Source organism: Mycobacterium sp. 852002-51961_SCH5331710, from assembly GCF_001665535.1.
In the GTDB taxonomy this organism is placed as follows: domain Bacteria; phylum Actinomycetota; class Actinomycetes; order Mycobacteriales; family Mycobacteriaceae; genus Mycobacterium.
The window spans coordinates 17,113-37,031 of record NZ_LZSQ01000071.1; the positions used below are offsets into that span (position 1 = coordinate 17,113).

The 19,919-nt window shown below is 68.4% G+C and carries 18 protein-coding genes; 12 read left to right on the plus strand and 6 right to left on the minus strand.

Features of this window, described 5'->3' with window-relative positions; translation table 11 throughout:
• Positions 1-11 precede the first annotated feature (11 nt).
• Positions 12-1,316: a hypothetical protein gene (locus A5752_RS12355; RefSeq protein WP_067085496.1), complete on the plus strand. Its 1,305-nt coding sequence runs from the start codon at positions 12-14 to the stop codon at positions 1,314-1,316.
• A complete protein-coding gene (locus A5752_RS12360; RefSeq protein ID WP_067085498.1) occupies positions 1,313-2,392 on the plus strand; it encodes a hypothetical protein in 1,080 nt (359 codons plus the stop codon). Before A5752_RS12355 ends, A5752_RS12360 begins: the two co-directional genes overlap by 4 nt.
• Here the strand turns inward: A5752_RS12360 and A5752_RS12365 are convergent.
• On the minus strand, positions 2,386-2,703 hold the full coding sequence (locus tag A5752_RS12365) for a hypothetical protein (protein ID WP_067085559.1): 318 nt from the start codon (positions 2,701-2,703) through the stop codon (positions 2,386-2,388). The two genes, A5752_RS12360 and A5752_RS12365, sit on opposite strands and share 7 nt — an antisense overlap.
• A 117-nt stretch (positions 2,704-2,820) precedes the next feature.
• On the opposite strand from A5752_RS12365, the gene A5752_RS12370 reads away from it, so the two are divergent.
• Positions 2,821-3,117 (plus strand): DUF732 domain-containing protein, encoded by a 297-nt coding sequence (locus A5752_RS12370; protein WP_067085500.1) that lies wholly within the window; start codon positions 2,821-2,823, stop codon positions 3,115-3,117.
• A 22-nt stretch (positions 3,118-3,139) separates the two neighbouring features.
• Here the strand turns inward: A5752_RS12370 and A5752_RS12375 are convergent, their stop codons facing one another.
• The 3 genes from A5752_RS12375 to A5752_RS12385 are packed head-to-tail and all read right to left on the minus strand — an operon-like array spanning position 3,140 to position 8,318.
• Positions 3,140-4,498: an alpha/beta hydrolase gene (locus A5752_RS12375; protein WP_502686721.1), complete on the minus strand. Its 1,359-nt coding sequence runs from the start codon at positions 4,496-4,498 to the stop codon at positions 3,140-3,142.
• 57 nt (positions 4,499-4,555) lie between these two features.
• A complete protein-coding gene (lysX, locus tag A5752_RS12380; protein WP_067085502.1) occupies positions 4,556-7,876 on the minus strand; it encodes a bifunctional lysylphosphatidylglycerol synthetase/lysine--tRNA ligase LysX in 3,321 nt (1,106 codons plus the stop codon).
• A gap of 43 nt (positions 7,877-7,919) precedes the next feature.
• Entirely contained in the window at positions 7,920-8,318 is a 399-nt protein-coding gene (locus A5752_RS12385) for a DUF1844 domain-containing protein (RefSeq protein ID WP_197500601.1), read from the minus strand.
• A gap of 216 nt (positions 8,319-8,534) precedes the next feature.
• On the opposite strand from A5752_RS12385, the gene infC reads away from it, so the two are divergent.
• The 5 genes from infC (at position 8,535) to A5752_RS12410 (ending at position 12,221) form a co-directional block, all read left to right on the plus strand.
• Positions 8,535-9,122 carry a translation initiation factor IF-3 gene (infC, locus tag A5752_RS12390; protein ID WP_082950741.1) on the plus strand — a complete coding sequence of 196 codons (588 nt, stop codon included), beginning with the start codon at positions 8,535-8,537 and terminating at the stop codon, positions 9,120-9,122.
• Positions 9,123-9,142: 20 nt separating this feature from the next.
• On the plus strand, positions 9,143-9,337 hold the full coding sequence (gene rpmI / locus A5752_RS12395; protein ID WP_067085506.1) for a 50S ribosomal protein L35: 195 nt from the start codon (positions 9,143-9,145) through the stop codon (positions 9,335-9,337).
• A 38-nt stretch (positions 9,338-9,375) separates the two neighbouring features.
• Positions 9,376-9,765 carry a 50S ribosomal protein L20 gene (gene rplT / locus A5752_RS12400; RefSeq protein ID WP_064346258.1) on the plus strand — a complete coding sequence of 130 codons (390 nt, stop codon included), beginning with the start codon at positions 9,376-9,378 and terminating at the stop codon, positions 9,763-9,765.
• A gap of 23 nt (positions 9,766-9,788) precedes the next feature.
• Complete coding sequence (locus A5752_RS12405) at positions 9,789-10,544, plus strand: TrmH family RNA methyltransferase (RefSeq protein ID WP_067085508.1); 756 nt, start codon at positions 9,789-9,791, stop codon at positions 10,542-10,544.
• Between the two features lie 72 nt (positions 10,545-10,616).
• On the plus strand, positions 10,617-12,221 hold the full coding sequence (locus A5752_RS12410) for a GMC family oxidoreductase (RefSeq protein WP_067085510.1): 1,605 nt from the start codon (positions 10,617-10,619) through the stop codon (positions 12,219-12,221).
• Between the two features lie 4 nt (positions 12,222-12,225).
• On the opposite strand, the gene A5752_RS12415 is transcribed toward A5752_RS12410, so the two are convergent.
• Positions 12,226-13,476, minus strand: coding sequence for an acyl-CoA dehydrogenase family protein (locus tag A5752_RS12415; RefSeq protein WP_067085512.1), 1,251 nt, complete (start codon positions 13,474-13,476; stop codon positions 12,226-12,228).
• Positions 13,477-13,480: 4 nt separating this feature from the next.
• Complete coding sequence (locus A5752_RS12420; RefSeq protein ID WP_067085514.1) at positions 13,481-14,494, minus strand: oxygenase MpaB family protein; 1,014 nt, start codon at positions 14,492-14,494, stop codon at positions 13,481-13,483.
• Positions 14,495-14,713: 219 nt separating this feature from the next.
• Here A5752_RS12420 and A5752_RS12425 point away from each other — a divergent pair, with 219 nt between their 5' ends.
• Genes A5752_RS12425 through pheT form a run of 4 tightly spaced genes read left to right on the plus strand, consistent with a single transcriptional unit; the run spans position 14,714 to position 19,906 of the window.
• Positions 14,714-15,568: an adenylate/guanylate cyclase domain-containing protein gene (locus A5752_RS12425; protein ID WP_156670575.1), complete on the plus strand. Its 855-nt coding sequence runs from the start codon at positions 14,714-14,716 to the stop codon at positions 15,566-15,568.
• Between the two features lie 9 nt (positions 15,569-15,577).
• Positions 15,578-16,351: a rhomboid-like protein gene (locus tag A5752_RS12430; RefSeq protein ID WP_156613798.1), complete on the plus strand. Its 774-nt coding sequence runs from the start codon at positions 15,578-15,580 to the stop codon at positions 16,349-16,351.
• Positions 16,352-16,358: 7 nt separating this feature from the next.
• On the plus strand, positions 16,359-17,402 hold the full coding sequence (gene pheS, locus A5752_RS12435) for a phenylalanine--tRNA ligase subunit alpha (protein WP_067085518.1): 1,044 nt from the start codon (positions 16,359-16,361) through the stop codon (positions 17,400-17,402).
• Complete coding sequence (pheT, locus tag A5752_RS12440; RefSeq protein WP_067085520.1) at positions 17,402-19,906, plus strand: phenylalanine--tRNA ligase subunit beta; 2,505 nt, start codon at positions 17,402-17,404, stop codon at positions 19,904-19,906. Before pheS ends, pheT begins: the two co-directional genes overlap by 1 nt.
• The last annotated feature ends 13 nt before the right edge of the window (positions 19,907-19,919 follow it).

Here is a 19,919-nt window from a genome sequence, read left to right on the forward strand (position 1 = left end):
ATCCTGTCCTGATGAGCACCGAGGCGACCGTCGCCGTCGCCCATCCGCGCCGGGCGGTCATCGACCGCGCGTGGCGCGCCATCGGTCCCGGTGTGGAGGTGCTCAGCAGCGACGACGGTGGGCCACTGCGGCGAACCGTGAAGCGGATCATCGACCCGCTCGTGCTGCGGCTCCGGTCCAACACCGAGTTCTCGGCGCCGTTCGTCGCACCCGATGTGGCCGACGCGATGTTCGACGCGATCGTGGGGCGCAGTGCACAGCTGCGCGACACCGCGGCGTGGTTCGAGGTGCTCAAACGCGAGCGGCGCCGGCTGCGCATCACGTCGGGAAACGCCCAGGAGCTCTACTTCCCTGTGTGTTTCGAGATGGCTGTGACGAAAGGGCCTCCCGCACAACACGGTTCGGAAGCCGAGGAGATTCTGCGCGACATTCACGGCGAACGCGACCGCACCGCCGTCGAGGTGCTGAACCGGTTCGTCTCCGACGAGAAAGTCATCGCCGAACTGACGAGGCAACTGAGCCGCAGTTGGCGCGACGTGCACCCGGGCACCGAGATCACCGGTCCGTTCATGGCAGGGCTGAGCACCGTGCTCGGTCCCGCCGACAGCCACTCCGCCGCCGCTGCGCGACAACGGGTCTGGCAGGCGCTGATCGCCGACGCGGCGCCGTACAACCTCGGAGCAACGGCACGCAGCGCTACGGCGGAGCTGCCCTGGTCGATCGTCGAGCTGGGCCTGAGTTCGGTTGAGCCGCAGCAGCCTCCGCGCGTCATCGGTGGACCGGAGCACGACCGCCCGCTGGACCGGAGCGTGATCGACCGGGTGCGTGCGACGCTGCGGCGGGCGATGGACCGCGACGAGCTTCCCGACGTGCCGACGCTGTGTGCCGAAGAGGTCGACCGGGCATGTGCTCCCTGGGGTCTGATCGGTGAGGACAAGCAGGCGACGCTGGTCGCGGGCATCGAGGTCGCGGTCCGTCTCGCGCCGCTGGTCGATTCCGCCGAGCCGCACTACGAGCTGGCGCGGCAGATCCAGGCGCGGCTACGCAAGGAGGCCTACGTGCTGCATGCCCGGCGCTACCTCGCCGCGGGCGGGCCGATCCATCCCCGGCAGCAGCAGGTGATCGACGACCTGGCGACGTTCGCGCGGCCCTACCGGAGCCGGTTGTGGGCCCGGCTGCACGGCCGCGACGTGTGGCAGGAACCGTGCGACGACATCGACGACGTGCGCGCGGTGCTGGAAGGGGTGGCCAGGTCGGTGAGCCTGGACCACCGCCAGCGGATCAAGACGATGCTGGAATTGCAGGTGGCCGGATGAGGCTCGTGACCGATTCGGGGTTATGGACAACGGGATCGCCAGCCGCACCGGCGCCATTGGTGGCCGTGCTGGAGGTCAGCGGAGCGGTTCTGTCGTGGACCGTCGATGAGGCCTCGGATGCGCACATCGCGTTCACCGACGCTGCGCGAGCCGACTGGTTGTGGCGGGTAGTGGGCGAGAGCGGCCACTACGCAGTGACGTCCGCGCTGGACGGCCGCACCCCCGAGGACAGTGTGGAGGTGGCCGACGTGAGTTTGGCGCCCGATGCGCTGGCTCCGCTGCGCCGACTCGCGCTCGGCCATTGGCTGCGACGCTGGTGGCCGGCGAGTCAACGCGACGCGATCGCGACACTGGACGCCGCCCTACTCGACGCCGAGGTCGCGCTCCTGACCGCGGCCGCTCAGGACTACTTCGGCGACGACACCTTTGATTCGGAGATCAACCATCTGCTCGCGCCGCATGCGGCGGCGCTCAATGCCGCGGCCCGCGAAGGTGATCCGCGGGTCGCCGCGCTCATAGAGCGGTGTCGCGACGTGGCCGACGACGTCGGTGTCGCACTCGACGCCGAACCGGTCAGCAGTTGGCGAGCCGACTATGCCCTTGCGGCAGGCTCGGATTCACGCGGGCACAGTGCGGCTACCGTCGCGCGCGGCACCGCGTCGATCAGCTGGGCGGCAGTCCCGCCCGGTGTCTTCGATGCGGCCGAGGACACCGTCGAGTGGTCCGTCGAACCGGGGGTCACAGGCGCGGACGCGGTGGTCGACGTGGAGCTGACGGGGCTGGGCAACCCGCATGGCATCGTGGTGCGGTTGGAGTCGGGAAACGCCGGCGGGGCAGGCGCGCTGGGTGCGGACGGACACGCATCCTTCCCCGTCGTCGACACCGACGGCGTGCCGATATCCGAAGCTGTTGCGTGGAACCATGATTGGGCCACCACGAGGGTGGTGGTGGGTGCTGACGTCGACGAGTCGGCGCAGACCCGCGACCGGGTGCGTGCCTTCGCGCGGTCGCGGTTGCACCGGCCCGGACCGGATGCGTTCCTGGCCGAGATCCTCGCCACGGAATCGGATTACTGAGACTCGTCGGACTGTTTGCGCATCTGCTCCCGAATCTGCTCCAGGCGTTCGGCGGCAGCGCGCTGCCGTTCGTCGTACTGTTCGGCGACGCTGCGTCCTTCGGGCGTTTCAGCCGCGAGTTCGGAGGCACCGATCGCGGTGCCGTAACGGGTCTCGATCTTTTCCCGTACGGCGTCGAAAGTCGGTACGCCGCCCGGGGTGTAGCCGCTGTCGACCGGTTCGACCGGTGCGGTGGATTCAGGCGTGGGCTCGACGACCTCGGCGTCGACCGCGGCTTCCTGCTCCGGTTCCGGAGTGGTGTCGTCCGGCATGCCGCTCACGCTACCCGTTCGCGTGTCCTGACGGTTGTGACAATTTTGACGAAACTACCGCGGGCGGCGGCATGGTGCGCGTAGCGTTCTGCCGTTACTCAGCCGAAAGGAGCCACCATGCGCGGCGCCCTCATTCTCACAGCGGTCGTCGGTGCGGGCATGGCCCTCGGCACCGCCGCACCGGCCCTGGCCGACGACACCGACGACATCTTCGTTTCGGTGATCAAGGAAGAAGGGATCCCGTTCTCGACCGCAAAAGACGCAATCAGCCTCGCCCACGCGGTATGTGACTACGTGGAAGCGGGCCAGAAACCCGAACAGGTTGCGGTCGAGATCAGCGAGCCGGCGAACTGGACCGTGGAGCAGAGCGGGTTCTTCGTCGGCGCCGCGACCCAGTCGTACTGCCCGTCCTAATTCGTCGGAACGGCCGGAAGTTCTAATGCGGCTCACGCAGCGGTGACGGTGGGATCGCGACACTGCGAACCGCGGCCGGAGCCGGAGCCACCGCGAGGCCCGGCGTGCCGAGTTGGGCCGCCAGCCATGGCAGGGCCGTCGCAAAAGCGTGTGCGGCGTACGGCCAGTCGTGCTTACCCGGTTGAACCACGACGCTGCAGTTGATGCCGTTCGGTGCGGCGAGCCCGCACAACGCGTCGGCCGCATTCCTCTGTGGCGCCGCGTCCACGGTATTGACGTCAAAGCGCCCCGTCACTCCCGAATAGCGGCCGTGACGGCCGATCACCGTCGCCGGATCGAAGGCCGCGTACGCCGCGGCGTTACCCCCGAACAGGCGCTCGATCGTCTGGTCCTTCGTGCCTGAGTTGGGACTCAGATCGCCGGCGATGTCGTCGAAGGCGCCGAACATGTCCGGATGCATCACCGCCAAGTCGACCGCGCAGGTGCCGCCCATCGACCATCCGACGATTCCCCAATTCGACTGTTTGGCACTGACATCGAACGTCGACACCATGAACGGCACGACGTCCTTGGTGAGGTGGTCGGCGACGTTGCCTCGTTTGCCGTTCACGCATTCGGTGTCGTTGCGGAACGTCCCGCCGGCATCGACGAACACGAGCACCGGGGCATAGCCGCCGTGCGCGGCGGCGAAGTCGTCGGTCGTGGCGACCGCATTGCCCGCGCGGACCCAGTCCGCAGGAGTGTTGAACTCGCCGCCGATCATCATCACCGTCGGAAGCGGCGGCGGGGGATCGGTCGCGTACCACGCGGGCGGCAGGTAGACGAGTTCGCCGCGGTGCTTGAAACCGGACGCCTTGTCGCCGATGGTGACGGGCAGCACCGTGCCCCTGGCCGGGATCTGGTGGCGCTGCTGCATCGCCAGCATGGTCGCCGCGTCGGTCTGATCGGGGAGCGGTCCCGCGGTCAGCTGATTCCACGCGGCCCCCACAGTCGGGACGTAGCCCACCCACAGGTTCACGGCCAGCGCGACCGACAGCAGGCACAGCGGCAGCGACATCAGCGAGATCCCGCGCCGCCACCAACGCGCACCCCGCCAACCCGCGACCAGCACGGCGCATGCCGCACCCGTCAGCGCCACCCACACCCACAGCGATCGCGGAGCAGGGTTGTCGGAGAGACCCTCGGATGCGATGTAGGCGTACGTTGCCGCGGCGAGCGCGACGCCGCACAGCACGGCCCACGGAACCCACAGCAGCCGCCACCGCCGCGTTCGCCATCCGATGGCGGCGATCAGCACGAGCGCCGCGACGATCTGCACCGTGGTGGGAATCCACCCATGCATCAACGACAGGTGCCCACGCAGCGAATGCGCCAGTGTCACCAGTGTCACGGACTACAGGGTGAGGGGTAATCCTTGTGACGCGCTGTGGAGAAGCTGTCAACGGGGTTTGGCCAACGGGAACGGCAGCGTCTCGCGGATGCTGCGTCCCGTGATCAGCATGACGACGCGGTCCACGCCCATACCCAGGCCACCGGTGGGCGGCATCGCGTATTCCATCGCCTGCAGGAAGTCCTCGTCGAGTTCCATCGCCTCCGGGTCGCCGCCGGCGGCCAGCAGCGACTGCTCCTGCAGCCGGCGGCGCTGTTCGACCGGATCGGTGAGTTCGCTGTAGGCGGTGCCGAGTTCGACGCCCCACGCCACCAGGTCCCACCGCTCCGCGACGCCGGGAATGCTGCGGTGCGGGCGGGTCAGCGGCGACACCGATGTCGGGAAATCCTTGTAGAACGTAGGCGCCTCGGTGTGGTCCTCGACCAGCCGCTCGTAGAGTTCCAGCACCACGGCGCCGGCGTCCCATTGGATCAGGTACGGGATGTTCGCGGCGTCGCACAGCTTGCGTAGCTTCGGCAGCTCTGTCTCCGGGCCGACCTGCTCGCCGAGGGCTTCGGACACCGCATCGTGCACCGTCTTGACCGCCCACTGACCGGAGATGTCCACCGGCTCGAGCCCGCCGCCTTCCTTCGGCCGGTAGAACACCTGCGCACCGTTGGCGGCGACGGCGGCGTTCTGGATCAGCTCGCGGCATCCGTCTATCCACACGTTGTAGTCCGCGTGCGCCTGATACGCCTCCAACAGCGTGAATTCGGGATTGTGGCTGAAGTCGACGCCTTCGTTGCGGAAAGCCCTGCCCAGCTCGAAGACCCGCTCGACCCCGCCCACGCAGAGCCGCTTGAGGTAGAGCTCGGGAGCGATGCGCAGGTACAGGTCCAGGTCGTAGGCATTGATGTGGGTGAGGAACGGCCGCGCGTTCGCGCCGCCGTGAATCTGCTGCAGGATGGGCGTCTCGACCTCGAGAAAACCCTTGCCGACCAACGTTTCCCGGATCGCGTGCAGCACACCGCTTCGCGCCCGGATCAGGTCGCGAGCCTCGGTGTTGATCGCCAGGTCGACGTAGCGGGCGCGCACCCGGGCTTCCTGGTCGGTCAGGCCCTTCCACTTGTCGGGCAGCGGCCGCAGGCACTTGCCGATCATCCGCCAGTCGCGCACCAGCAACGAGCGGGTGCCCTTCTTGCTGTAGCCCATCGTGCCCGACACCTCGATCAGGTCGCCGAGATCTACGGCGTGGGTGAAGTCGGCCGTCGTCGTCGACTCGAGCAACGAATTGTCCAGCAGCAGCTGAACTTCGGCGGACCAGTCGCGCAACTGGGCGAACAGCACACCGCCGTAGTCGCGGCTACGCAGCACCCTGCCCGCCACCGTGATTGATTTGTCGTCCGCGACATCGGTTCCCAATGCCTCGGCAACCGTGTGCGACGGTGGCGTGCCGACGGGATACGCATCGATCCCGTTGTCCTGCAACGCCTTCAGTTTGGACATGCGTACCCGCACCTGTTCCGGGAGCCGCGCTTCCTCGGCGTCGGGCAGATCAGCCGCCAAGCCGCTGACGTCGGGTGCCGAGCCGTCGTGGTGCAGCAGCCCCGTCGCCATCAAGTTCTGTGGCACGGCGGTGTGGTGACCGGTGTGCGGCTGTTCGTGGCGCCGCGAGAAGGGCAGCACCAGGAAACCCTCTGCGATCACCGAGGCCACCCCGACCCGGGGGACGAGCCGGGCGTCGTCGTAGCACGCGTAGCGCGGCACCCATTCCGGTTGGTATTTCATGTTCGAGCGGTACAGCGTCTCGAGCTGCCACCACCGCGAGAAGAACACCAGCAGGCTGCGCCACAGCCGCGCGACCGGGCCCGCGCCGAGCTGGGCGCCGTGTTCGAACGCCGAGCGGAACATCGCGAAGTTCAGCGAGATCCTGGTGATGCCAATGTCTTCGGCCTGCATGCACAGTTCGCTGACCATCAGCTCGATGGTGCCGTTGGGCGACTGGGGGGAGCGGCGCATCAGGTCCAGCGAGACGCCGTTGGTGCCCCACGGCACCAGCGACAGCATCGCAACCACTTGATCTTTTCCACCCGCGTTCTGGACCGCCTCCACGAGGAGGCAGTCGCCGTCGGCCGGATCGCCGAGCCTGCCCAGCGCCATCGAGAACCCGCGCTCGTCATCCGTGTCGCGCCAGGCGTCGGCGCGGGCGATGACGTCGGCCATCTCCTCGGCGTCCAGATCGCGGTGCCTGCGTATGCGGACACTCGCACCGGCGCGCCGCGCGCGGGTCACGGCCTGGCGAACCGCGCGCATGTCCGGACCGGAGAGCCGGAAGTTGTCCGGATAGAGAATGGCCTCATCGCCGAGCTGCAACGCGTTGAGCCCGGCCTGTCGGAAGGCCTCGGCGCCCGCCGAGCTGGCACCCATCACACCCGGGGCCCAGCCGTAGGCCAGACATAGCGCAAGCCACGCATCGATGGCCGCCGGCCATGCCTTGGGATCACCCACCGGGTCCCCGCTGGCCAGGCAGACGCCGACTTCCACGCGATAGGTGATGGCGGCGCGGCCGTTGGGTGCGAACACCACCGCCTTGTCGCGGCGCGTGGCGAAATAGCCGAGCGAGTCGTTCTTGCCGAACAACTCGAGCAACCCGCGCAGCGCGGATTCGTCCTCGCCGGTCAGCGCGTTCTCGGCACGCTGGGACTGGAACAGCACGATCGCCGCGACCATCAGCGCGACGGCGCCGAAGAGTCCGAGCAGCGCGTTGATCAGCACGTGCGGGTGGCCGCTGAAGTTCGAGGAGTCCGCGCCCGCGAAGGCGCTCACCCGGTTCAGCGCGTACCAGAACCGGTCGCTGCGGGCCAGGCTGCCGGGGAACAGTTCGAGAAGACCCCAGCCGACCGCGGTGCCGATCGCCATTGCGGCGACCAGCACGGCCGCCGCCTTCAGCAGTGCGCCCCGGCGCACCTTCGCCCAGAACTCGCGGCGGGCCAGCAGCAGGAACAGGATCGCGGCGATGTGGAAGGCCAGCCCGATGACCTCGCCGATGTCTTCGATCACCGACTCTTCACCGGACACCAGGCCGGCGACGTTGAACACGATCGCGCCCACCATGTAGGCGACGAGGATCCACCAGGCGATGCGCTTGCGCGCGGCCAGCGCCGCGGCGAGCAGCGCCAGCACGAACGCCCACGCGAAGCTGGTGTCCGGGAAGTTGAAGATGTAGTCGTTGACGAACTCGCGCGGCACCCGGATGACCGACCGCACGAACGGCGAGACGCTCGCCATCAACGAGAGCGTGGCGATGACGCCGACCGTCCAGCCGGCCGCGGCGGGCACCCACCAGTGCCTCGACCTGCGGCGGGTCACAGGCACGTTAGCGACGGTCATAGGCCGCGACATTATTCGGTTAGAACGCCAAATGGGCGGCGACTCACGACCAGACGGGACCGGTGTACTTCTCGCCGGGACCCTGGCCCGGTTCGTCCGGTGATGCGCTGGCCTCGCGGAAGGCCAACTGCAGTGTTTTCAGGCCGTCCCGCACCGGCCCGGCATGCGGTCCGAGATACTCCACCGACGCGGTGACCAACCCGGCCAGCGCGGTGATCAGCCGGCGCGCCTCGTCCAGATCGCGATGGGGGCTGTCGTCCGGGTTCTCGGCCGACAGCCCGAGCTTCTCGGCCGCGGCGCTCATCAGCATCACCGCCGACCGGGTGATCACCTCGACGGCGGGGATATCGGCGAGCTCACGAACGGCCGAGCCGTTCAGATCACCTGAGCCGGCCGAGCCGCCGGCGCTGTCGAGGTCAGCTGAGTTCGAGTCATCGGTCATGCCTGCTAGACTGGCATGCGCGACCGTCCCGGCAAACGCCAGGGACAGCAAGTGGAGTCCCCCTCCCACCGCTGGCCACACCGGCTCAGCGGTCCGGTCACAGGCATCAATGCCTGTCCTGGTCGGCTGTGGGCCCTGCTTTGAGCAGGGCTTTTCTGTTCGGTAGAGCAGAGCGCTGATGGAGTGGGCTCCTAGAAGACAACAGTAGGAGGCCCCATCAGCACTGAGACCCGCGTCAACGAGCGCATCCGCGTACCTGAAGTCCGCCTGATCGGACCGGGCGGTGAACAGGTAGGCATCGTGCGCATCGAAGATGCTCTCCGCGTCGCCGCGGATGCCGATCTCGATCTCGTCGAAGTAGCGCCGGATGCCAAACCCCCGGTCTGCAAGATCATGGACTACGGAAAGTTCAAATACGAGACGGCTCAGAAGGCACGCGAGTCTCGCAAGAACCAGCAGCAGACCGTCGTCAAGGAACAGAAGCTCCGTCCCAAGATCGACCCGCACGACTACGAGACCAAGAAGGGTCACGTGATCCGCTTCCTCGAGGCCGGGTCCAAGGTGAAGGTGACGATCATGTTCCGCGGCCGCGAGCAGTCGCGACCCGAATTGGGTTTCCGGCTCCTGCAGCGGCTGGGCGCCGACGTCGCCGATTACGGCTTCGTCGAGACGTCCGCCAAGCAGGACGGGCGCAACATGACGATGGTGCTGGCCCCGCACCGCGGCGCGAAGACTCGCGCCAAGGCGGCGCAGCAGGCCGAAGGCTCCGCAGAGCCGACCCCAGCACCCGACAGAAACAGCTAGAACAACAGAGCAGAGGACCCATGCCCAAGGCGAAGACCCACAGCGGCGCTTCCAAGCGGTTCCGTCGCACCGGAACCGGAAAGATCGTGCGCCAGAAGGCCAACCGCCGCCACTTGCTCGAGCACAAGCCGAGCAAGCGCACCCGGCGACTCGACGGCCGCACCGTTGTGTCGGCCAACGACACCGCCCGCATCAAGAAGATGCTCAACGGCTGACCGACTCAATACGTACGACCTGAACGAAGGACATTCCCATGGCACGCGTCAAGCGCGCAGTCAACGCCCAGAAGAAGCGGCGGACAATACTCAAGGCCTCCAAGGGCTACCGGGGCCAGCGGTCGCGGCTGTACCGCAAGGCCAAAGAGCAGCAGCTGCATTCGCTCAACTACGCCTATCGTGACCGGCGCGCCCGCAAGGGCGAGTTCCGCAAGCTGTGGATCTCGCGCATCAACGCCGCCGCCCGCGCCAACGACATCACCTACAACCGCCTGATCCAGGGGCTCAAGGCCGCCGGGGTCGAGGTCGACCGCAAGAACCTCGCCGAGATCGCCGTCAGCGATCCGGCCGCGTTCACCGCGCTGGTGGAGGTCGCCAAGGGCGCACTGCCCGAGGACGTCAACGCGCCGTCGGGCGAGGCTGCCTGACGCTCACCGAACGATCCGCCCGGGTGGTCGCTGCGGCCAAGCTGCACCGCCACGTCGGGCGACGCCGCGCCGCGCGCTTCCTCGCCGAGGGACCCAACCTCGTCGAGGCGGCGTTGCGGCGCGGTCTCGTATCCGAGGTCTTCGCCACCGAGGACGCGCTGAACCGGTTCGGTTCCCTGCTGGCCGACGCCCCCGTGCACGTGGTGACGGAACGCGCCGCAAAGGCGCTGTCGGAGACGGTGACTCCGGTCGGACTGGTCGCGGTGTGCACGACACCGCAGACCTCGATTGGCGACGTGCTGGCCGCGTCGCCGCGACTGGTGGCGGTCGCCGTCGAGATCTCCGAGCCGGGCAACGCGGGCACGTTGATCCGGATCGCCGACGCGATGGGGGCCGACGCCGTGGTTTTCGCCGGACACAGTGTCGACCCGTACAACGCTAAGTGCCTGCGCGCCTCGACCGGCAGCATCTTCTCCATCCCCGTCGTCACCGAAAACGACGCTGCGGCGGCGGTGTCGCAACTCGCCGGCGCCGGCCTGCGGGTGCTGGCGACCACGGTGGACGGCGAAATCTCGCTCGACAGCCCCGATCTGGGAGCCGACCTTGCGGGACCGACGGCGTGGATGTTCGGGCCGGAGGCGCACGGTCTACCGGCAGAGCTCGCGGCGTCGGCGACGCACCGGGTCCACATCCCGATGCCGGGCAGCACCGAGAGCCTCAACGTGGCCGCGGCCGCGGCGATCTGCCTCTATCAGAGCGCGCGGGCACAACGCACCTAGCGCCGAAGCGCGCTGCGTCACATCAGCGCCTAAACTCCCCACAGACTTAGCTCGGCGAAGTATTGTGCGGCGATGCGTCGCTTCGACTACATCATCGCGGGCGCCGGTTCGGCCGGCTGCGTATTGGCGAACCGGTTGTCCGCCGACCCGGCGACGACGGTGCTGCTGGTCGAGGCCGGCGGCCTCGACAGGCATCCGATGCTGCACGTGCCCAAGGGCTCGGGCATGTTGTTCGAGAACGAGAAGTACGTCTGGCGCTACGCGACAACGCCGTTCGGGCCCAGGCAACGCCCCGAGTTCTGGACCCGCGGCAAGGTGATCGGGGGCTCGAGTTCCATCAATGGCATGGTCTACAACCGGGGCAACCGGGCCGACTACGACGAGCTCGAGGAGCTGGGCAACAAGGGGTGGGGCTGGGACGAGATCCTGCCTGTCTTCAAAGCCATGGAGGACAACGCGTTCGGCGCCTCACCCACCCGCGGCGCGGGCGGACCGCTGCACATCTCGGTGGCGGCCGAACAAGACGTCGTGAGCCACGAGTTGGTGCAGTCGGGCGCGAACCTCGGGCTCCGGCCCCTCGACGACATCAACGAGAGCGACGAACCCCGTATCGGGTTCACCCCCGCCACCATTCGCCGGGGCCGCCGGGTGAGCGCCGCCGACGCGTTCCTGCGCCCGGCGATGCGACGGCCGAACCTCACCGTGATCACGCGAGCCGAGGTGTGCCGCATCGACATCGACAACGACCGAGCCACCGGCATCACCGTCCGAACGCCGGACGGCGCGCGCTCACAGTTTCGGGCCGACCGTGAGACGATCCTCGCCCTCGGCAGCATGGGCAGCCCGAAGCTGCTGCAACTGTCGGGCATCGGCCCGCGCGAAGTGCTCGACCGGGCCGGGGTCCCGCTGGTGCTCGAACGCGAGAACGTGGGCAGGCGGATGCGTGAACACCGCTGCTTTGCGCTGAAGTACCGCCTCAACGCCGAGCTCGGATACAACCGGCAGCTGTCCAGCCGATCCGGGCAGGCCAGAAGCGCCGCACGCTATCTGGCAAGGCGCCGGGGCTCGCTGGCGACACCGACCTTCGATGTGCTCGCGTTCATGAAGACCACCCCGGACGCGCCGCGCGTCGACGGACAACTGTTGTTGGGCCCCTTCACGATCCCGGCGTACAACGACGGTGAGCCGGTGGCCCTCGAACGGGAGCCAGGGGTGTCGTGTCTGGGCTTCACCCTTCGCCCCACATCCGAGGGCAGCGTCGAGATCACCGCGGCGGACCCGGCGGCGCCGTTGCTGCTGGACCCGAGCTACCTCACCAGCGACTACGACCGCAGCACCACCGCCAACCTGCTGCGCCGGGCTCGCGAGCTGTTCGAGCACTCACCGATCGCCGAGCACATCGACCACGAGACGTTCCCCGGCCCACAGGCGCGCAGCGATGACGAACTGGTCGACTCCGCGTTGGACGGCGGCTATTGCGGTTACCACGCCATCGGCAGCTGCGCCATGGGTCCCAGCGACGACGACATCGTCGACGGCCGGCTGCGCGTGCGCGGTATCGACAGTCTGCGCATCGTCGACTGCTCGGCGATGCCAATCATGTTGGCGGGCAACCTGAACGGGCCGGTGATGGCGATGGCCGCGCGCGCCGCGCAGTTCATCGTCGAGGACCGCTGACCCGTCAGGAGCCGAGCAGACCCCGCGCCACGTGCGTGATCTGCACCTCGTTGCTTCCGGCGTAGATCATCAGCGACTTGGCGTCGCGCGCCAGTTGTTCGACTCGGTACTCGGTCATGTAGCCGTTGCCGCCGAACAACTGCACCGCGTCCATCGCGACGTCGGTGGCCGCCTGCGAGCAGTACCACTTGATCGCCGAGGCCTCGGGCAGCGAAATCGGCACGCCGGCCTGCGCCGCTTCGATCACACGAAACAGGATGTTGCGCACGTTCATCCGCGCCACCTCCATGTTCGCCAGCTTGAGCTGGATCAGCTGGAACTGGCCGATCTCCTGACCCCACAGCGTGCGACTCTTGGCGTAGTCGACGCACAGCCGCAGGCACTCCTCGATGACACCGAGCGACATCGCGGCAACGCCGATACGTTCGGTGCTGAAGCTCGAGCGCGCGCTGGCGCGGCCGTCGCCGGCGGAATTCTCCTCGGTCTCGCCGAGCAGCCGGTCGCGGCCCAGACGCACGTTGTTGAAGAACAACTCGCCGGTGCGGGAGCTGTGAATTCCCATCTTGCGGAACGGCTTCGACTGCACGAAGCCCTCCATGCCGCGGTCGAGCACAAAGGTCAGCACCTTGCGGTCCCGCTTGTCGACGCTCGGGTCGCCTTCGTCCAACTTGGCGTAGACCACCACGACGTCGGCGTCGGGTCCGTTGGTGATGAACGTCTTCTGGCCGTTGAGGATGTAGTCCCCATTTCCTGAGCCGTCGCGCACGACGTAGGACTTCATGCCGCCGAACGCGTCAGATCCCGAGTCGGGCTCGGTGATCGCCCAGGCGCCCACCTTGTCGTAGGTGACCAGGTCCGGCAGCCAGCGCTCCTGCTGCGCCAGCGTGCCCCGGCTCATGATCGTCGGCACCGTCAGCCCGAGGCTGACGCCCATGCCGGTGACCACGCCCATCGAAACCCGGCACAACTCGCTGATCACGACGAACCCCATGCCGCCGGAACCCTCGCCGAACATGCCGCCGCCGCCCGAGGATTTCTCGGACGCGCCGCCACCGTCGCGCAGCCGGGCGAGCCGCTTGTTCAGCGACTCGCGAGCCATGTCGGCGATGCCGAACGTCGCGAACAGCTTGCGGATGATGGGGTAGGGCTCCATCTCGCCGCTTTCCAGCGCGTCGACGTGCGGGCGGATTTCCTTGTCGACGAACTCGCGCACGGCATCGCGCACGGCGAGATCGACATCAGACCATTCGAGCATGCACTCAGGCTGCCTTATGGCGTCCGCGCGCCGGACGCAGCCCCGCCAAAGAGAACGTGGTGTGCACCAGCGAGCCCGCCCGGTCGAGCAGGGACTTGCGCGGCGGGACGTAGTGCATCGGCAGCCCGCGCCGGTCGCTGGGCGGCGCCATGAACGCCGGCGCCTCGACCAGCGGGGCGTTCGCGGGCAGGCGCCCCTGGGCGCGCCGGTATGCGGTCAATGCCCGTGGATGCAAACGGATTTCGTCGGGCACCGCCACGAATGCGAACTCGACCAACTTGCCGAACAGCCGCAGTAGAACCTCATCTCCCGGCGTCCACCGCATGTTGGCCTTCTCGCGAAGCGCTTCGTCGAAAACGCCCGCCGCGATCCAGCGCTGCGCGCCTACCATCGGCTTGAAGAGCTGATCCCACAGCCCGGTCGGCATCAACACGAACCACGGTTTGGGGATGCGGATCGAGAAGATGTCGAGCGTGGCGCGGTTGATCTCGAGCTCCTCGCGGCATTTGCGGTCCCAGTACTCGCAGAACTCCTCCCAGCTCTCAGGCACCGGGCGCATGCTCATGCCGTACATGCGATACCACTGCACGTGTTCGTCGAACAGCTGACGTTTCTCGGCCTCGGTCAACCCACCGCAGAAGTATTCGGCCGTCTTGATGATCAGCATGAAGAAGGTGGCGTGCGCCCAGTAGAACGTCTCGGGGTTCAACGCGTGATAGCGACGGCCTTCGGCGTCGACGCCCTTGATCGTGGTGTGGTAGTTCTTGATCTGCTCGCCGGTACTGGTAGCGCGTTCGCCGTCGTAGACGACACCCATGATCGGGTACACCGAGCGCGCGACGCGCTGCAGCGGTTCGCGCAGCAGGATCGAATGGTCTTCGACGCCCGCACCGAGTTCGGGGTACATGTTCTGCACCGCACCGATCCACACACCGAGCAGCCCGGTCCGCAGATCGCCGAAGTACTTCCACGTCAACGAGTCGGGACCAAGGGGATCGGTGCTGTGGTTCGCGGTCATCTGATTCCTCGCTGAATCGGCGTCAAACTCGACGATAATGCCTGACAACGAATGTTGTCTACGATTTGCGGGGCGCGTCGTCTCGCACCGTTATTCCTTGGCTACTGGGCCTCCACATCGCTGTGACCAGCTGCTTCGCTGACCGTGCTTTCGTGATTCGGATGACGGCTTCGTCTGACGAGATTGCTCGGCGTCGAGCGACCCGCTTAGGCTGGCGCCGTGGATGTCGAGCCGTTCGAGCGGTCGACCGGGCCTTTGGGCTGGCTGAAGAACACCAACCGCAACGAGAGCGTCATCGCCTTCCTGCGGCGGACCCGCCGCGCGTTGCCGGGCGATCCGGAGTTCGGAGATCCACTGTCGGCCGACGGAGTGGGCGGACCGCGGGCGGCCGCCCGCGCCGCGGACCGGATACTCGAACGCAATGCCGCCACCCGCGAAGTGAGCCTCGGCGCGTTGCAGGTGTGGCAAGCACTCACCGAGCGGGTCTCCGGGAAACCGGCCAACCGCGAGGCGACGCTCGTCTTCACCGACCTCGTCGGCTTCTCGGCGTGGGCGTTGAACTCCGGCGACGATGCGACGTTGAAGCTGCTCCGTCGCGTGTCGCAGGTCGCCGAGCCGCCGCTGCTGGAGGCGGGCGGACAGATCGTCAAGCGCATGGGCGACGGCCTGATGGCGGTGTTCTCCGACCCGACGACGGCCGTACGCGCGGCGATCTCCGCACGCGAGGCGGTCAAAGCCGTTGACATCGACGGGTTTACCCCACGCATGCGGGTCGGCGTGCACACCGGCCACCCGCAGCGCATCGGATCGGATTGGCTGGGCGTCGATGTCAACATCGCGGCGCGGGTGATGAGCCGCGCGACCCGCGGGGAATTGGTGGTCTCGGCGACCACGCTCGACCGTATCCCCGCCGAAGAGTTCGCGTCGCTGGGCGTGGAGGCCAAACGCCTGCGCCGCCAGGTCTTCGCGCACAAACAGGACGGGGTGCCGAACGACTTCGTCATGTACCGGCTGAAAACCCTCAGGCACTTGCCAGGTGGCGGAAACAACGAGGAGCACCCCGCGGGGGAATAGTGGATTCTCGTGGTGATCGGGCGTCTCGGGCCGGTTCGGGTGACCCTGGCGTACGCGGTCATTCTCACGTCGGTGACGTCGGTGCTGTTGTGGCAGGGACCCGAGTTCAAGGACCGGGTCGTCTGCCATGCCAGCACGAACCTGCACAACCTGTCCCACGGGCGCCTCGGCACCTTGGTGGGCAGCGCGTTCGTGGTCGACGCGGGACCGATCTACGTGTGGCTGCCAGGGCTGATCTGCCTGCTGGCGTTGGCCGAGTTGCAGTGGGGCAGCGTCCGGTTGCTGGTGGTGTTCGCGGTCGGACATGTCGGGGCCACCCTGCTCGTGGCGGCCGCTCTGGGCGCCGGTGTCGCGCAGGCGTGGGTGCCGGGTTCGGTGGCCCGCGCGCCGGATGTCGGAATGAGCTACGGGGCCGCCGCAGTCCTGGGCTCGCTCACCGCGGCGCTGCCGGCGCGGTGGCGCCCGGCCTGGATCGGCTGGTGGCTGGCGATCGGATTCGCCACCCTCGCCATCGAGCGGGGGTTCAGCGACGTCGGGCATGTCGCGGCCTTGACGCTCGGGATGCTGGCGAGCGCCCGCTTCGCCCGCGAGGGACGTTGGACGACGGTGCGGTGGCTGCTGCTGGGTGTCGCCGTCGCGTTCGGCTACGCCCTGTTGGTGACCAGCGGTCCGTCGGCCACGATCGCGACGGCGTGTGGGCTCGTCGCCGCCGCATCGGGTTTGGTCGTCGCCCGCCTACGGCGCCGATGGGCGTTCGAGGGCCAACTGGCGCATCGCCTATGATCGCCGGGTGGCTGACCAGCCCGCAGACCTGTCCGAAGAAGCGCTGACCGAGGCTGTCAGCGCTGCTCGGCGCGCCTTCGACGCGGCCGCCGACCTCGACGCGCTCGCGCGGGCGAAAACCAACCACCTCGGCGACCGGTCGCCGATCGCGTTGGCGCGCCAGTCGCTTGGGTCGCTAGCCAAGGCCGACCGGGCCGACGCGGGTAAGCGCGTCAATGTGGCGCGCGGCGAGGCGCAGCGCGCCTACGACGAGCGGTTGGCGGCGCTGCGCGCGGAGCGCGACGCCGCGGTGCTGGTCGCGGAGCGCATTGACGTCACGCTGCCGTCGACGCGGCAACCGGTCGGCGCGCGCCACCCGATCACGATCCTGGGCGAGCGCATCGCCGACACGTTCGTCGCCATGGGCTGGGAGTTGGCCGAGGGGCCCGAGGTCGAGACCGAGCAGTTCAACTTCGACGCGCTCAACTTCCCGCCGGATCATCCCGCTCGCAGCGAGCAGGACACCTTCCACATCGCGCCGGAGGGGTCGCGCCAGGTGTTGCGCACGCACACCTCGCCGGTGCAGATCCGAACGCTGCTCGAGCGCGAACCGCCCGTCTACATAATCTCGATCGGGCGCACCTTCCGCACCGACGAACTCGACGCCACCCACACCCCGGTCTTCCATCAGGTCGAGGGGCTGGCCGTCGACAAGGGGCTGACGATGGCACACCTGCGCGGCACGCTCGACGCGTTCGCCCGCTCCGAATTCGGACCGCAGGCCCGCACCCGGTTCCGGCCCCACTTCTTCCCGTTCACCGAGCCGTCGGCCGAGGTCGACATCTGGTTCGAGAACAAAAAGGGCGGACCCGGATGGGTGGAGTGGGGCGGCTGCGGCATGGTCAACCCGAACGTGCTGCGCGCCTGCGGGATCGACCCCGACGCCTACTCGGGCTTCGCGTTCGGTATGGGTCTGGAACGAACGCTGCAGTTCCGCAACGGGATTCCGGACATGCGCGACATGGTCGAGGGTGACGTGCGGTTCTCCCTGCCGTTCGGGGTAGGGGCCTGATGCGGCTACCGTACAGCTGGCTGCGCGACGTCGTGCAGGCCGGCGCACCGGGTTGGGACGTGAGCCCTTCCGACCTCGAGCAGGCGTTGATCCGCATCGGCCACGAGGTCGAGGAGGTCATTCCCGTCGGTCCGGTCACCGGACCGCTGACGGTGGGTCGGGTCGCCGCGATCGAGGAACTCACCGAGTTCAAGAAGCCCATCCGCGCCGTGAAGGTCGACGTCGGCGAGGCCGAACCCCGTGACATCGTCTGCGGCGCAACCAATTTCGCCGTGGATGACCTGGTCGTGGTGGCGCTGCCCGGGACAGTACTGCCGGGCGACTTCACGATCGCCAGCCGCAAGACCTACGGCCGGATCTCCGACGGGATGATCTGCTCGACGGCCGAAATGAACCTGGGCACCGACCATTCGGGCATCCTGGTGCTGCCTGCCGGCACCGCCGAACCGGGGACCCCGGCCGCCGACGTGCTGGGCCTCGACGATGTCGTCTTCCACCTGGCGATCACACCGGACCGCGGCTACTGCCTGTCGGTGCGCGGTCTGGCCCGCGAGATCGCCGCCGCCTACGACCTCGACTACGCCGATCCGGCCGACGTCGCGCCGCTACCCGCCGAGGGCGAGGCGCTGCCTGTGTCGATCGACCCGGGCACCGGCGTGCGGCGCTTCGGGCTGCGGCCGGTGACCGGCATCGATCCGGACGCCGTCTCACCGTGGTGGATGCAGCGACGGCTGCTGTTGTCCGGCATCCGGGCCATCTCACCCGCGGTCGACGTCACCAACTACGTCATGCTCGAGCTCGGGCACCCGATGCACGCCCACGACCGAAGCCTCGTCACCGGCGGATTCCGGGTGCGGTTCGCCGAACCGGGGGAGACCGTGGTGACCCTCGACGACGTCGAACGCCGCCTGGACCCCGCCGACGTGCTGATCGTCGACGACGTCGCGACCGCGGCGATCGGCGGCGTGATGGGCGCGGGCACCACCGAGGTGCGCGACACCACCACCGACGTGCTGCTCGAGGCCGCGGTGTGGGATCCGGCCGCGGTGTCACGCACCCAGCGGCGGCTGCGCCTGTATAGCGAGGCGGGACGCCGCTACGAGCGCAGCGTCGACCCGGCGATCTCGGTCGCCGCGCTGGACCGCTGCGCCACGCTGCTGGCCGAGATCGCCGACGGCACGGTCGAACCCACGCTCACCGACTGGCGCGGTGAACCGCCCCGCGAGGACTGGTCGCAGTCGCCGGTGACCATGGCGGTCGACCTGCCCGACCGGACCGCGGGTGTCGACTATGCGCCGGGCACCGCCGAGCGGCGGCTCACTCAGATCGGCGCGCGGGTCGTCTCCGCCGACGGCACGCTCACGGTCACCCCGCCGAGTTGGCGGCCCGACCTCATCCAGCCGGCCGACCTCGTCGAGGAGGTGCTGCGGCTCGAGGACCTGGAGAAGATTCCGTCGGTGCTGCCGCTGGCCCCGGCCGGACGCGGCCTGACCTCCGTGCAGAGGCGGCGGCGCGCCATCGGAAAATCGTTGGGACTCAACGGGTATGTGGAGATCCTGCCCACCCCGTTCCTGCCTGCGGGCGTGTTCGACCAGTGGGGACTGCCCGCCGACGACGACCGCAGGGCGACGACCGACGTGCTCAACCCGCTGGACTCCGACCGCCCGCAGCTGGCCACCACGCTGCTGCCGGGATTGCTGGAGGCGTTGACCCGCAACGTGTCTCGCGGCGCCGTCGATGTCGGGCTGTTCGCCATCCAGCAGGTCGTCGTGCCCACGCCTGACACCCGCGCGCTCGAACGGATACCGACCGACCGACGACCCAGCGACGAAGAGATCGCGGCGCTGGACGCGTCGCTGCCGCGGCAACCCCAACACGTCGGCGTGGTGTTGGCCGGGCTGCGTGAGCCCGCGGGCCCGTGGGGTCCCGGTCGCGAGGTGCAACCCGCCGACGCGTTCGAGGCGGTCCAGGTGATCGCGCGCGCCGCGGGTGTCGAGCTGAGCCTGCGTCCCGCGCAGCACCTGCCGTGGCATCCCGGCCGTTGCGCCGAGGTGGTGCTTGGTGACCGCGACAGCGGCACCGTCGTCGGTTACGCCGGCGAACTGCACCCCGCCGTCGTCGAGCGGGCCGGACTGCCCAAGCGCACCTGTGCCGTCGAAGTCGATCTGGACGCGTTACCGATCGTCGAGCGGCTCCCGGCGCCGCGGGTGTCGCCGTTCCCTGCGGTGTTCCAGGACATCAGCCTCGTCGTGGACGAGGACGTCGCCGCGGCCGCCGTGATCGACGCGGTCCGGGCGGGGGCGGGTCCGTTGCTCGAAGATGTGCGGTTGTTCGACGTCTACACCGGCCCGCAGATCGGCGAGGGCCGCAAGTCGCTGGCGCTCGCGCTGCGTTTCCGCGCCGCCGACCGCACCCTCACCGAGGACGAGGCCAGCGCCGCGCGCGAAGCGGCGGTCGAAGCCGCGGCCGAACGGGTCGGCGCCGAACAACGCCGCTCATGGTAATGAATTTGCATCG

Bases quoted from the DNA above. Each gene is read 5' to 3' on its own strand.
- A5752_RS12385 (WP_197500601.1), bottom strand. From the start codon at position 8,318: ATGACCGATGACTCGAACTCAGCTGACCTCGACAGCGCCGGCGGCTCG.
- A5752_RS12420 (WP_067085514.1), bottom strand. From the start codon at position 14,494: ATGACCGCGAACCACAGCACCGATCCCCTTGGTCCCGACTCGTTGACG.
- A5752_RS12410 (WP_067085510.1), top strand. From the start codon at position 10,617: ATGCGTCGCTTCGACTACATCATCGCGGGCGCCGGTTCGGCCGGCTGC.
- A5752_RS12355 (WP_067085496.1), top strand. From the start codon at position 12: ATGAGCACCGAGGCGACCGTCGCCGTCGCCCATCCGCGCCGGGCGGTC.
- rplT (WP_064346258.1), top strand. From the start codon at position 9,376: ATGGCACGCGTCAAGCGCGCAGTCAACGCCCAGAAGAAGCGGCGGACA.
- rpmI (WP_067085506.1), top strand. From the start codon at position 9,143: ATGCCCAAGGCGAAGACCCACAGCGGCGCTTCCAAGCGGTTCCGTCGC.
- A5752_RS12370 (WP_067085500.1), top strand. From the start codon at position 2,821: ATGCGCGGCGCCCTCATTCTCACAGCGGTCGTCGGTGCGGGCATGGCC.
- pheT (WP_067085520.1), top strand. From the start codon at position 17,402: ATGCGGCTACCGTACAGCTGGCTGCGCGACGTCGTGCAGGCCGGCGCA.
- A5752_RS12415 (WP_067085512.1), bottom strand. From the start codon at position 13,476: ATGCTCGAATGGTCTGATGTCGATCTCGCCGTGCGCGATGCCGTGCGC.
- A5752_RS12365 (WP_067085559.1), bottom strand. From the start codon at position 2,703: ATGCCGGACGACACCACTCCGGAACCGGAGCAGGAAGCCGCGGTCGAC.
- lysX (WP_067085502.1), bottom strand. From the start codon at position 7,876: ATGACCGTCGCTAACGTGCCTGTGACCCGCCGCAGGTCGAGGCACTGG.
- A5752_RS12360 (WP_067085498.1), top strand. From the start codon at position 1,313: ATGAGGCTCGTGACCGATTCGGGGTTATGGACAACGGGATCGCCAGCC.